The sequence below is a fragment of the Rhodosalinus sp. K401 genome (genome assembly GCF_041365735.1).
In the GTDB taxonomy this organism is placed as follows: Bacteria; Pseudomonadota; Alphaproteobacteria; order Rhodobacterales; family Rhodobacteraceae; genus Rhodosalinus.
Genome location: NZ_JBGFSI010000016.1, coordinates 54013 through 68849 on the forward strand (window position 1 = coordinate 54013; position 14837 = coordinate 68849).

Sequence of the window (14837 nt, forward strand, 5' to 3'; positions counted from 1 at the left end):
ATGCCGATTTCGATGCGCGCCGAAATCGGACATCGCATTGAAGCTATTCAAAAATCTGCTCAAGTTGTGATGATTTGCTCCCGGCGGCCCACAACAAGGTTGAGAAATCGTTAACAAATGGTAAAAATAATTTTGAGGCAGGTCTCCGGCGAGAATGGCTGAAGCCACGCGGTGTGAAGGGCAGTGAATCGGGCACACTCAAAGCGTGTTCCTTCCGGGACGGCGCCGAGCCTTTTTCCGAAATCCTCCTTCTGACCGGCCGACGCGAATTGAAAGGCGCCGCGGTCCCTCGCGGTGCGGGTCGAAACCGGGAGCGGGCACGATATGGCATCTTTTGAACTGACGTCCGGGGCGGATTTCTTCACTGGCGTGACCGGCGAGGTCAATGTCGTTTTCGGAACGATCGAAAACCTGTCGAATGCGGATGTGCTCACCGGCTCGTCCAGCCCGCAGGACGTCGATCGCCTGCGCTTTACGGACGGGGGCGTTCTCGTCGCCGACGATTTCGCCAATGTCGCCGGGTTCGAGCGCGTGGTCCTCACGGCCCCCACGGAACTCACCCTGCCGGACGCGTTCGTGGCGTCTGCCGACGCGCCGGCCTTCAGCCTGCTGGCAAGCGACGGGAACGACGTCATCGATTCCAGCGCCGTGTCGGCGCCTTCGATCCAGCTTCGCGTCAACCTCGGGCTCGGTGACGACAGCTACGCCGGTGGCGCGGTGGCCGAGCTGTTCCAGATCGCAGGCGGCGATATCACCTCGGGCGACACGATCGCCGGGGGCGCAGGCAGCGACACGTTCCAGCTCGACCCGGGCATGACGCTGACCGCCGCCGATCTCGCCAACGTGAGCGGTATCGACGTGTTCGAACTGGGGGCCGGCGCGACCGTCGAACTGGTAGACGGGCTGGGCGACACCGGTCAGATCAGCGTCACGGCCACCGGTCCAGGCGACGAGGTCGTGAATGCGAGCGGCGTTCTGGCGGACACGGTTCTCTACCGCGTCGGGGGCGGCACGGATCGAGTGATCGGCGGCGCGGGCCAGGATTTCTTCTTCGTGGACCCGGCCTCGGGCGATCTCGATGCCAGCGATGACCTCTACGGTGGCGCCGGCACGGACGTGGTGCGCCTTGTCGGCGGCGGCACGCTGAGCGCGGCCGCCATGTCGGCCTTCACGAATGTCGAGCAGGTGCGCGTCGGCGCGGACCCCGCCAACATCACGCTCGTCGAGACGATGACGTCCTCGGGACAGCTGCGTTACGCGGCGGAGGGCGGATTGCAGCAACTCGATGCGAGTGGCCTTGTCGAAGTGCGCGTCGTGGCGGGCTTCGGCGCCGCGGCGGGAACCTTCGTTGGCGGCGCGGCGGGGGATGCCGTGCTCATCGACGCGGACGAATTCACGGTGTCCGACAACCTCGACGGCGGTGCGGGCGTGGATCGGCTCGTCGTGCTCGGCGCGGGATCGGTCAGCGCGTTCGACATGGTCAACGTGACCGGGTTCGAGCAGTTGCAGCTGCGCGGTGGGGCCGACGTGACGCTGTCCGACGGGTTCGCCGTCGGCTCCTCGCTTGCCGTGTTGCTGAGCGCCTCGGCCGATCGTGTCGACGCCAGCGCGGAAACGGGCGAGATCGTCCGCTTCGTGGGCATCGGCGCGGGCGATGACATGACGGGCGGCGCGCGCAACGACCGCTTTGAGATCGGGGCCGCCGGCTATGCGAATATCGACGGGGGCGGGGGCGCGTTCAACAGGCTGATACTGACCGGCCCGCTCGACACGCTCGATCTGACCGTCCCGGGGCAGCAGGCCGCGACGCGCAACATCCAGGTCGTGGATCTCGACGGCGTCGCGGGGTCGCTCACTCTCGACGTGGCCGCGATTACGGCCGTGAGCGGCGGAAACGAGATGGTCTTGCTCGGCGGGGCCGACGATTCGCTCGACCTTCTGGGGTTCTGGACGGAGCAAGGCACCGCCAGTTCGCCGGTCTCGGGCGAGCCGCTGCGGGTCTTCGTCTCCGACAGCGGCGAAACGGTCCTCGTTGCGTCGGACGTGATCGTCGATGCCGAGGGGCCCGAGGCGCCGACGGACGTCGAACTGCTCAAAGACACGATCGCCGAGAACGCACCGGGCGGTGTCGTGGGCGATATCGTCGTGACCGACCCCAACGAGGGCGACACCTTCACCTTCGAGCTCTCCGATGACCGTTTCGAGGTCGCCGGCGGGCAGCTGAAGCTCGTGGACGGCGTCGCGCTCGATTACGAGGCCGAAACCCAGATCACCCTCAGCGCGCTCGTGACCGACAGCGCGGGGCTCAGTTTCCTCGCCACCGGCACGATCGAGGTGCTGGACGTCGACGAGTTCGACGTGACCGTTCCCGTGGACGTGGACGCCTCGGAGAACGGGGTGACGGAGGGCACGGCCGCCGGCGGCGAGGCGGTCGGTATCACCGTCTTCGCCGGGGATGCGGACGGCTCGGACACGGTGAGTTACGCGGTGGACGACGCCCGCTTCGAGGTGGACGCCGCGGGCGTGGTCCGTCTTGCCGCCGGCGCGGTGTTCGACTTCGAGAGCGAGCCGACGTCGGACATCACGGTCACGGCGACCTCGACGGACGGCAGCACGGCGGACACGCTCTTCACCGTCTCCGTGGCGGACGTGAACGACGAGGCGCCGGTGTTCTCGGGCGCGGCGTCGGCGTCGGTTGCGGAGGGCGGTCTTCCGGTTCTGACGCTGTCGGCGACGGATGTGGACACGGTGGGCGGCCCGGTGAGCTTCGAGATCACGGGCGGCGCGGACGGGGCGCTGTTCGAGCTGGTGAACGGGAACGAGCTGCGCTTCGCGGCGGCGCCGGACTTCGAGGCGCCGGGCGACGCGGACGGCGGCAACGACTACGAGGTGGAGGTGACCGCCTCGGACGGCGTGAACGCGACGGTGCAGTCGCTCACGGTGACGGTGACGGACGAGAACGAGGCGCCGTCGGTGGCGCTGTCGAACGTGGTTTCCGGGATCGCCGAGGGGACGGACACGAGCGTGGGCGTGAAGGTGGCGGACGTCGCGGTTACGGACGACGCGCTCGGGACGAACGCGCTGTCGCTCGCCGGTGCGGACGCGGGGGCCTTCGAGCTGCGCAACGGGGGCACGGAGCTCTTCTACGTCGGCGCGAGCCCGGACTTCGAGGCGCAGGCGTCCTACGACGTGACGGTCGAGGTGGACGACGCGGGCCTGGGCGGCGCGCCGGACGACACGGCCCCGCTCACCCTGGCGGTGACGGACGAGAACGAGGCGCCGCTGCCCCAGGACGATGCCGCGGGCGTGACCGAAGACGTCATGACCACCGCGGCGGGCAACCTTCTGGCGAACGACGACGACCCCGATGCGGGGCAGACGCTGGCCGTGGCCGAGGTGGACGGAACCGCGCCCAGCGGCGGAGAGATCGTCGTGGTCGGTAGCCATGGCACGCTGACCGTGGACGCGGCCACCGGGGGTTACAGCTACGTGCTGGACAACGCCGCCGCGCAGGATCTCTCCGCGGGCGAGGCCGTGGCGGACGTGTTCACCTATACCGTTGCCGACGACGGCACGCCGGGCGAGACCGCCACGGCGCAGCTCACCGTCACCGTGACCGGCACGAATGACGGGCCAGTTGCCAATGCCGATGCGGCCGAGGTCACCGAGGATGCGACGACGAGCGCCACGGGCAACGTGCTGACCGGTGCGGGAGCCGGCGACGTCGCCGACACGGACGTGGATGCATCCGACACGCTCGTCGTGAGCGAGGTGGAGGGGCAGGCGGCCAATGTGGGCGCCACGGTTTCCGGAACCTATGGCGATCTGGTACTCGGCGCGGGCGGCGCCTACAGCTACACGCTCGGCGTGAGCGCGGCGCAGCAGGCGGCCGTGAACGCCCTCGGCGCGGGCGACGCGCCGGTGGAGATGTTCTCCTACCGCATCACCGACGGGGAAGGCGGGTCGGACACCGCGGTTCTGGCCGTGACGGTCAATGGCGCGAACGACGCGCCGACCCTCGCGGTCTCGCCGCTTTCGGGCACGGTGACGTCCGGCGTCGCCGAGGCGGTCGCCGGGGCGGCCACCGTCAGCGACCCGGAGGGCGGGATCGCGCGCATCACGCTCGGTCTCTCCGTGGACGCCAGCAGCGTGCCCGGCGACACCGGCCTCGACGCGGGCGACGCGGTTTTCCTCGATGCCGGGTTCCAGGGCTTCCTCGAAACCCTGGGCTTCACCGTGAGCGGGGACGGCAACGCCGCGGACTTCGTGATCGAGGCGCCATCGGGCAGCCCGATGTCCGGCTCGCTCGCCCAGTCGGTCCTCCAGCAGGTGCAGGTCATCGCCGGCGAGACGGATTTCGGGTTCAACGCGAATGACCGGGTGGTCACCGTGACCGTCGCTGACACATCCGGCGCGACGTCCGCGCCCGTCGAGGTGACCTTCGACGCCGTGGCGAACGTGACGGACGGCGACGGCGCGGGCAGCTTCTCGGGCGGCAATCTCGACGACACCATTTCGGGCGCGGGCGGCGACGACACCGTGATGGGTGGGGGCGGCGACGATTCCATCGACGGCGGGGACGGCGTGGACACCGCCGCCTATGCCGCCCTGCGCGCGACCTACACCGTCACCACGTCGGCGGACGCCTCGGGCTTCGTCACGAGCTTCGCGAGCGTCGAGGACACGGACGGGGCCGCAGGCAGCCCGGCGGACGAAGGCACCGACACCCTAACACGCGTCGAGGTGCTGGATTTCGCGGATGCGGAGCTTCGCCTCGACAGCGCGGTGCAGCTCTTCTCCGGCACGCCGGGGGCGACGACCCTCGCGGGCACCTTCGCCACCATCCAGGCGGCGATCGACGCCGCGGCCGAAGGCGACACCATCCTGGTGAACGGCGCGGGCGGGCCGGGCGAGACGGCCTATTCGGGATCAGAGACGCTCGTGCTCGACAAGGGCGTGACCATCCGGGGCCTCGGCGACGTGAGCGTCGCGGGCATCGACGTGAACGGCGGCGGCGCCGGACAGTCGGTCGAGATCGACAATGTCGACGTCGTGGCCACGGGCGGGGCGGGCGTCTCGATCGACGAGGGCGCCGACTACGACAGCGTGGCCTTCCGGAACGGCGACGTGACGGGCGGGGCGAGCCACGGCCTTCTGGTGGGCAGCGGCGCGAACCCGGTCGAGGCGGCCAACACGGCGGCCGATGTCGACGCGATCGTGATCGAGAACGCGGCCTTCAGCGGCAACGGAAGTTCGGGCTCCAACGGCTCGGGCGCGCTCACTTTCTTCGGCTACACGGGTGGCGTCACGCTGACCGACGTGACCGTCACCGGCGGCGCGGGCGCCGACAACGGCATCCAGCTTCGCGGTCTCGACACGCCGGGGCCGGCAGGCACGATCACCCTTTCGGGCGTCACGGTGACCGGCGCCTTCACGAAGACCGGGGTGGCCATCTACAACTTCACCGACCTCTCAGGCCTGACCTTCGCGGGCGCGGATCCGTCGGGATCGCTCGACATCGCCGTCACCGCGGCCTTCGCCGGGCTCAACATCGACGGGATCGGCGGCGATCTCGACGCGGGCGCGGCGCCGGGACTGCGCGTCACGAATGCCGCGGCCACGGCGCCGGAGATCTCGGTGGGCGCGAACGGCGCGGACGAAGCGAACGTCTTTACCGGCGACGACGGGGCCGACGTGATCTCGGGCGCCGCGGGCGACGACACGCTGGACGGCGCCGCGGGCGACGATCTGCTCCTCGGCGGGGCCGGGGCGGACTCCGCCAGCGGCGGCGCGGGCGCGGATTCCTTCATCCAGTTCAGCGGCGAAGGCGCGGGCGACACGCTCGACGGGGGCGACGACGCGGACGCGCTGCTGCTGCTCGACGCGGATGCGGGCGACGACGCGGTGGGCGTGAGCGTGTTGGGCGGCGTCATCACGTCGCTCGACGGGGCGAGCCTCTCCTCCATCGAGGCGGTGACGGCCCATGTGGACACGACGCCGGGCGCAGGCGGCACCCTGGCGCCGCTTGCCGGGGATACCGGCTCCGATACGCTCGACTATAGCGGCACCACCGAGTCCGTCGCCGTCGACCTGGGCGCGGGCACGGCCACCGGCTTCACGCCGAGCGCGGCTGCCACGGCGGCGGGCGCGCCGGCCACGGCGATCTCGGGCTTCGAGAACGTCACCGGCGGCTCGGGGGACGACGCGCTCGCGGGGGACGCGGGCGACAACACGCTCGACGGCGGCGCGGGCATCGACACGGCGAGCTACGCCGGCACGCTCGATGAGGCCGATATCGTGCTTTCCGGCACGGGCTGGGAGGTTTCCGCCGGCGCAGAGGGCACCGACCAGCTCGAGGGCATGGAGACGATCGCCCATGCCGGCGGCGCGATCCACCTCGTGGGCAATGGCGGCTTCGCCACGGTGCAGGAGGCGGTGGACGCCGCCCAGGACGGCGATGTGATCCTGATCGCGCCCGGCAGCTATGGTGAGGATGTCTCGCTCGACGTGGCGGTGTCGCTGATCGGCGCGGGCGCCGACCCGACGGAGGTGACGCTGGGTTCGCTCTCCACGGCCACCGGCGCGTCGGGGCTCGACGCGGCGACGGGCACGCTCCGGGTCGAGAACATGACGCTCGACGCCGCGGCGGGCAGCGCCAATGTGGGCCTGCGCTACACGGGCAGCCGCGACGGCACCGCCAACCCGCTCGCCGCGCTGGTCGTCGCCGACGTTGCGATCACGGGCTACGACCAGGCGGGCGTGCTGGTGAACGGGGGCGGCACCGGGCTGGCGGTCAGCTTCACCGACATGGACCTCAGCCAGAACGGCCTCACGCCGACCTCCGGGGGCTCGGGCGACATCACGCTCTTCGAGTTCCTGGGCGACGCGGACTTCCTCCGGGTCACCGCCGAGGGCTCCGGCAGCGGGGACAACGGCATCCAGGTCGCCGGCTACGACGACGGCGCGGGCGACACCATCGACGCGCCGATCGGCGACGTGACCTTCACCGACGTCCAGATCACCGGCGACTACGCCAAGACGCTGGCCTATGTGCACGGCTACAACGACCTGGCGGGCCTCGACTTCTCGGGTGGGCTCACGCTGAACGGCAACGCCGCGTGGACGGGCCTTTACGTGAATCCGACCTTCGGCGCGAATGTCACCGGCTCGCCCACGCCCTCCGCGATCGACCTTACCGGCGTGAACGTGACGGGCGGCAGCTACGGCACCAGCCCGGCCTTCGCGCCGCTCGGCAACGCGGGCACGGTCGTCAACGGCGTTGGGACCGACGGCACGATCATCGGCTCGGACAGCGATCCGGGCGGCTTCGTGGGCGACGCGCTGATCGGCACGGCGGCCAGCGAGACGATCGAGGGCGGCGCGGGCGACGACCTGATCTTCGGCGGCGGCGGGATCGACACCCTCTCGGGCGAGGCGGGAGACGACACCTTCGTGCACTTCACACATGTTGCCGGGCCCGGCAGCACCGCGATCGTCGACGGCGGCACCAATGGCGCGGGCGGGGACACCGTGATCTTCTCGGCGGTCTTCCCGGACGGGTCGCTCGGCCCGGCCGATGGCACGGCCGACCCGGTCACGAGCTTCCGCAACATCGCCATCGACGCGCCCGTTGCCGGGGGGGTGACGATCCAGGATTTCACCAACGGGGTTCAGGCGAACGACATCGAGAACATCCGCGTGTTCCTGGGCGATGGCGGTTCGGACGTATTCGTCAGCGGGGATCTCGCGGTCGAGGGGGTGACCGACGTCTTCGTCGGGCCGGATGACACGAGCGGCCTCGGCGGGGGCGGACACGATCGCCTGATCGCGTGGAACCTCGCGGCCGGCGACGCCGTGACATTGACCTTCGAGTCGGGCGGCGGCAACGACTCCTTCGCCGTCAACGACGGTGCGGCCGGATACACCTACCACGCCGGCGAAACGGGCGAGAGCGCCTTCTCCCTGCCGGCCTGGGGCACGCTGGTGGGCGACGCCGTCGATTACTCGGACTTCACGACCGGCGTCACGGTGGACCTGAACGACAGCGGGTCGGGACAGAGCGCGACGGGCTTCGCCGCGATTTCGGGCGTGGAGAACGTGATCGGCTCGGCCCAGTCCGACAGCATGACGGGCAACGACGAGGACAACCTCTTCGCCACCCGGGGCGGCTCGGACACGGTGTCGGGCGGCGCGGGCGACGATACCGTGGATGTGGTCGGCAATGCGGCCAGTTACAGCTACGCCGTCGCGGCGGACGGCACGGTGACGATGGACAACGGCACGGACGCGATCGAGATCGCGGCCGATGTCGAGACGCTGCGCTTCGACGACACCGACATCGACCTCACCGCGCCGGTGCGCGTGGTGGACGGCTCCGGCGCGCTCGTCGGCTCCTACGCCGGCATCCAGGCGGCGGTGGACGCGGCCTCGACCGCCGACGGCATGACGGTGCAGATTCTTGGCCAGCCCACCGCCTTCGACGAGACGGTGGACACCCAAGGCAAGGCGCTCACCTTCCAGGGCGTCACCATCGACGGCAACCGCGCGGTGATCGCGCCGGCCTCGGGCAACGCGTTCACGGTCGATCAGGACACCGGCGGCGGGAACCTCTCCTTCGTCAACCTCGACATCGCGGGCGGCACGAACGGCATCTTCCTCGACGAGGTGGCCAATGTCGGCACCCTGACGGTGGAGGACGGGGCCCTGAGCGGCCTCGGCAACGTGGCGCTCTACGTCACCGGCGACACGGCGCTCAACCAGATGGGTGCGGCCACCGTGGTGGTGACGAACGTCGCCTTCTCGGACAACGGGGCAGGTGGCGGGAACACCGCCGATGCGAAGCTCTTCGGCTTCTGGGGCGATGCGAGCTTCACCGACGTCACCTTCGACGGCGCGGCGAGCGGCGCGGCCACGGCCGACCGGCCCGACAACGCCATCGAGATCACCGGCAACGTCGCGGGCGGCAGCGCTGTCAACGGTGGCACGCCGCCGGATCTCGGCACGGTGAGCCTCGCCAACGTCACGGTCGCGGGCGCCTATCACAAGAACCCGGTCGCGGTGTTCAATCTGGGCGAGATCGACGGGCTCTCGATCTCGGGCCTCGATTTCTCCGGCGCGGAAAGCGCCTGGGGGCCGCTCTTCAACATCGACGGCGTGACCGACGCCACGATCGACGCCACCGCCTACGGCATCACCTACCCCGCGGGTTCCGGGATCGTGGCCGAGCTGCAGGGCGAGAAGATCGACCAGGCCGACGTGAACACGACGATCATCGGCACGGCGGCGAACGAGCGTCTGCACGGCAAGACGGGCGACGACAGCCTGTCGGGTGGCGCGGGCGACGACGAGCTCTACGGCTCCGAGAAGCCCGGACAGCCCACCGTGGCCGAGACGGGCAATGACGAGCTGACGGGCGGCGCGGGCGACGACTACCTCGACGGCGGGCTCGAGTCGCTGAACGGCGCGGCCGACCCGGGTGAAGGCGACGTGGCCGTCTATCTCGGCGGCGCGGGCGACGAGATCGGCACGGCCGACATCTCGGCCGTCTCCGGCACGGAGCCGGTGGGCGGCGCCGCGTTCGACGGCTGGCAGGTGGACGCCACCGGCCTCGCCACGGGCCAGGGCACGGACACGCTGAAGGATATCGAGATCGTCGAGACCCGCGACGGCTCCGGCACGCTGGTCTCGCGCACCCTCCTCGTGGGCAACGGCGGCTTCGACACCATCCAGGAGGCGGTGGACGAGGCGCAGGCCGGCGACACGATCCTCCTCTCCGCGGGGACCTTCGCGGACGACGTGACCGTGAACAAGGCGGTGACGATCGCGGGCGTGGCCGCAGGCACCGACGGCACGGCCCAGATCCAGGGCGAGGGCACGCTGGTCAGCGGCACCATGCGGGTGACACAGTCCACGGGCAGTGTGGTGATCGAGGGGATCGAGTTCCAGAACCTCTCGGACGACGCCACCGCCTTCGACGCGCTCGAACTCGCCGGCGGGGCCGACATCACCGTCCGGAACAACCTGTTCTGGTCCGCGGGCGTGAACGGCGCGAATCCTGGCTTCGACAAGGCGATCCACGTCGAGACCGGGGCGACCGGCAACGTCGCCATCACCGGCAACTACGTGACCGGCGCGGCCGAGGCCGCCTACAGCACGGCGTCCTGGAACCGCGGCATCTACTCCGACGGGAACGCCGCCAGCCTCGACATCTCGGGGAATACCTTCGAGTTCGCGCGCACGGCAATGAACCTCGACAGCTACGACGACGCCGTGACCACGGTCACCGGCAACACGGTCGTCAGCTCCGGCTCGGGCGTGTCGATCGGGGTCGGCAGCGACGGCACGATCACCGGCATCACCGGCAACGCGTTCGATGACGTGGGCACCGAGTTCAACATGCAGAACATGACCACGCCGGTGACGTTCGACGTGGGCACCAACACCGCCGCCAACACGGTGGCGAGCCCCGTGGGTGCGGGCGCGGGCGACGACCTGATGGTCGTCCTTGGCGGCTCGGACGCCGACGATCTCGGCGGCGGCGCCGGGGCGGATGCGCTGCTCGGCAACGCCGGCGACGATCTGCTCTCCGGCGCCGGCGGGGACGACGTTCTCCTCGGCGGGGCCGGGGAGGATACGCTCAACGGCGACGCGGGCGACGACACGCTTTCGGGCGGCGCGGGCGCGGATACGCTCGACGGCGGCGCCGGGTCGGACACGCTCTACGGCGGCACCGACACGGCGGACGACGCGAACACCACCGTTGATACGGCCACTTACGGCGCGGGCTTCACGCTCTCGTGGAACGAACCCGCAGGCGCCTGGGAGGTCACCGACGGCACCGACACCGACACGCTTTTCGGCATCGAGCGGGTGGAGATCGGCGGCGAGACCGTCCTGCTGGTGGACGACGCGGCCAATGGCGGCTTCTCGAGCCTCGCGGAGGCGGAAGCGGCGGCGGTCTCTGGCGATACGATCCTCGTGGCATCGGGCAGCTATGCCGGCGCGGCCCTCACGAAGGCTGTGACCGTCATTGGCCAGGGCGACGGCGCGACCGCTGCCGACACGGTGTTCACGAGCGGTCTCTCGGTCGACCTCGCCTCAGACAACGCCTCGGGCGAGGTGGCCTTCCAGGATCTCGCGGTCGAAGGGGCCGGCATCACGGCGGCGGACCAAGAGGTGTTGGGCACATTGCGGATCGAGGGCGTCCGCGTCGAGGGCGCGGGCGGCTCCGGTCTGCTCGTGTCGGGTCGCAAGGCCAGCAGCGCCTATGACGAGGCCGGGGTGCAGAGCGTGGTGCTGATCGGCTCCAGCTTCATCGACAATGCGCAAACCTCGTCGAACGCGGGCAACATCGTGTTCTTCGAGTTCGACGGCGATGCGACGATCACGAACGTCACCTCGTCGAACGCGATCTCGGGCGCGACGAGCGCGGACTACCTGTTCCAGATGGCAGGCTTCGACGGTCCGCTCTACGACCAGCTCACGCCGACGCCGGGATCCTCGGTCGGAAGTTACGACGTGCTGACGCCCATCGGCACGGTGACGATCGACGGCCTCACCCTGTCCGGCGAGGCGCGGAAACCGGCGTTCTACGTCCAGGGCTACACGGACATGACGGGTCTTTCGATCGCGAACTCGAGCGTGGACGTGGACAGCACCTTGTGGGGTACACCGGTGGGCATCGACCCGATGGCCGACCAGTCGCCCAGCGGCACGCCCAACACGGCGGCCAATCCGGGCTCGTTCTTCGACGAGACGGCGGCGGACGGCAGCGTCGACCTGAGCGGCTTGACGGTGACGCTGCCCGCCGGGCAGATCGTCTTCATCGACGGCACGACGCAGGCGGACAGCATCGTCGGCACCAATGCCGATGACCTGATCAACGGCTTCACCGGTAACGACACCCTCGACGGCGGCGCGGGGGACGACCTGTTCGTCTGGACGCCGGGCGACGGCGACGACTCCGTGATCGGCGGGGCCGACGACGACACGCTTCTGGTGGACGGCAGCGGAGCAGGGTCGGGCAACTTCGCGCTCGGGGCCGCCTCGTTCTCCTACGAGCCGGTGCCGGCGAGCTTCTCCGACACGGTGACGTTCTCGGGCATCGAGACGCTCGACGTCTCGGGCAGTGCCGCCGCGAACAGCTTCGGCGTCACGGGGCTCACCGGCGGGACGGTCTTCGCCATCGACGGTGGCGGCGGGAATGACCTCCTGTCCTTCACCGACCATACCGCTGCGGTGACCGTCTCGCTCACGACCGGCACGTTCCAGGAAACCGGCGCGGCACCGGTTCACGAGGTGACGGGGATCGATCGCGTCGTCGGCACGGATTTCGGTGACACGCTGACCGGCGACATGGACGCCAACGAACTCGGCGGCGGTGCTGGTGACGACACGCTGCTCGGCCTCGACGGCAACGACAGCCTGTTCGGCGGGGCCGGTGCCGACGAGCTTTTCGGCGGCAACAACGACGACCTCCTTTACGGCGGCGCCGGGGCGGACACGCTGAACGGCGGCACCGGCGCCGACAGGTTCGAGTTCCGCGCCCCCGACGAGGGGACCGATCTCATCGCGTCCTACTCCACCGCCGACGGCGATGGCATCCGGATCGACAAGTCGGCCTTCGGCGCCCTGCTCGATGCGGAAACCGCGGGGCTGCTCGATGCGAACAACTTCGTCAACGCCTCCGTGGACGCCACGACGCAGATTTATTTCGGCGCGACGCCAGGCGAGGCGACCTTCATCCTCGACGACTTCGCGACGACGCGCGCGCTCTGGTTCGACGAGGACGCCGACGGCGTGGCGGACTACAAGCTCGCGGAGTTCAACTCGGCTTCCGTGCTCACGGGGTTCAACGAGGGCGACATCGAACTCTTCTGAGCGGCGAAGGCCCCCGGCCACGGGAGCGGAGGATGATCGCCAGGGGGGGGCGGCGTTTCGCGCCGCCCCCCGGGTCTTGCGGGCGCTTGCCAAATCGGTCACGGGACGCACCTCTGGAAGGCAGAGGGCGAAGCGATGCTGCTTGAGATCGACACAGTCGAGAAGACCTATTCCGGCGGGCCGCCGGTGCTGCAGGGGGTGTCGCTTGCGCTCGACGCGGGCGAGACGCTGGCGCTGACCGGCGAGTCGGGCAGCGGCAAGTCCACGCTTCTGAACCTCGTCGCCGGGCTCGACACGCCCGATGGCGGGCATGTGCGGCTGGCCGGCGCGGATGTGGGCGCGCTCGACGACGCGGGCCGCGCGGCGCTGCGCCGCGAGACGGTCGGCCTCGTCTTCCAGCAGTTCAACCTGATCCCGTCGCTCGACGCGGGCGCCAACATCGCCTTCCAGGCGCGGCTCGCCGGGCGCGAGGACACGAGCTGGACCGCGCGGCTGTGCGACAGGCTGGGCCTTTCGGGTTTCGAGCGGCGCTACCCGGAGGAGCTGTCGGGCGGCCAGCAGCAGCGGGTGGCGATCGGCCGGGCGCTCGCGCCGCGCCCCGCGCTCATCCTGGCCGACGAGCCCACCGGCAACCTGGACGAGGAGACCGGCGACGCCGTGCTCGCGCTGATGCTGGAACTCGTGGCCGAAACCGGCGCGGCGCTTCTCATGGTCACCCATTCCGAGCGGCTGGCCGGGCGGATGGAGCGGCGCGTGCATCTGCGCGCCGGGCGGCTTGCATGAGCCGCTGGATCCTCGTCGCCCTGCTTGGCCACTGGCGTCGCCATCCGCTCCAGCTCGTCACCCTGCTGGCGNAGCCGCTGGATCCTCGTCGCCCTGCTTGGCCACTGGCGTCGCCATCCGCTCCAGCTCGTCACCCTGCTGGCGGGGCTCGCGCTCGCCACCGCGCTCTGGTCCGGCGTCCAGGCGATCAACGCCGAGGCGCGGGCCAGCTACGCCGCGGCGCAGTCGGCCACAGGTCAGGCCGATCTCGCGGTGATCGAGGCCGAGGGCCGTGCGCTCACCGCCGGGGATTTCGCGGCGCTCCGCCGCGCGGGCTGGCGGGTGTCGCCGGAAATCGAGACGCAGCTCGTCGCGGGGGGCCAGACGGTGACCCTTCTCGGGGTGGAGCCGCTGACCGCGCCCTCGGGCGGCGCGATCCCGGGGCTGGGCGACGGGGCCGCGCTCGACTTCCTGACGCCGCCCGGCATCGCCTACGCCGCCCCCGGCACGGCGGCGGCGCTCAACGCGGCGGAGCGCGCCGGCTGGCCGGAGATCCGTGTCTCGGCGGGTCTGGCCGAGGGCCGCGCGGTCACCGACATCGCCACAGCGGCGCGGCTGTCGGGCGCGCCGGGCACCGTCACGCGGATCCTGGTTCTGCCCGATCAGCCCGCCGGGCGCGCGCCGCTCGAGACGGTGGCGGACGGGCTCGTGCAGCGCGCGCCCGAGGCGCAGGGCGACATCGCGCGGCTCACGCGGTCCTTTCACCTCAACCTCACCGCTTTCGGCTTCCTGTCTTTCGCGGTGGGGCTCTTCATCGTTCACGGCGCCATCGGCCTCGCCTTCGAGCAGCGGCGCGCGATGGTGCGCACGCTGCGCGCGCTCGGCGCGCCGCTCGGCCTGGTGATGCGGGTGGTGGCGGCGGAGCTGGCGGCGCTTGCGCTGCTTTCGGGGCTTTTCGGGCTCGCACTGGGCTACGGCGTCGCCACGGTGCTCCTGCCGGACGTGGCGGCGACGCTGCGGGGGCTTTACGGCGCGGAGGTGACGGGCAGCCTCGCGTTCCGGCCGGGCTGGGCGGCGGCGGGGCTCGCCATGGCGCTCGGTGGGACGGCGGTCGCGGCCGCGCAGGCGATCTGGCGGCTCTGGCGGCTGCCGCTCTTGGCGCCCGCGCAGCCGCGCGCCTGGTCGCGGGCGGCCGC

3 protein-coding genes are annotated in these 14837 nt (G+C 70.7%); all 3 read left to right on the forward strand.

What is annotated here, in order from left to right:
* The first annotated feature begins 324 nt into the window (after positions 1-324).
* Positions 325-12879: an Ig-like domain-containing protein gene (locus AB6A66_RS15075; RefSeq protein WP_371056533.1), complete on the forward strand. Its 12555-nt coding sequence runs from the start codon at positions 325-327 to the stop codon at positions 12877-12879.
* Positions 12880-13014: 135 nt separating this feature from the next.
* The gene (locus AB6A66_RS15080; protein WP_371056534.1) at positions 13015-13662 is read left to right on the forward strand and encodes an ABC transporter ATP-binding protein; all 648 of its coding nucleotides are present in this window, start codon (positions 13015-13017) and stop codon (positions 13660-13662) included.
* 24 nt (positions 13663-13686) lie between these two features.
* A partial coding sequence (locus AB6A66_RS15085) for an FtsX-like permease family protein (protein WP_371056535.1) occupies positions 13687-14837 on the forward strand: 1151 nt, incomplete at its 3' end.

Bases quoted from the DNA above. Each gene is read 5' to 3' on its own strand.
- AB6A66_RS15075 (WP_371056533.1), top strand. From the start codon at position 325: ATGGCATCTTTTGAACTGACGTCCGGGGCGGATTTCTTCACTGGCGTG.
- AB6A66_RS15080 (WP_371056534.1), top strand. From the start codon at position 13,015: ATGCTGCTTGAGATCGACACAGTCGAGAAGACCTATTCCGGCGGGCCG.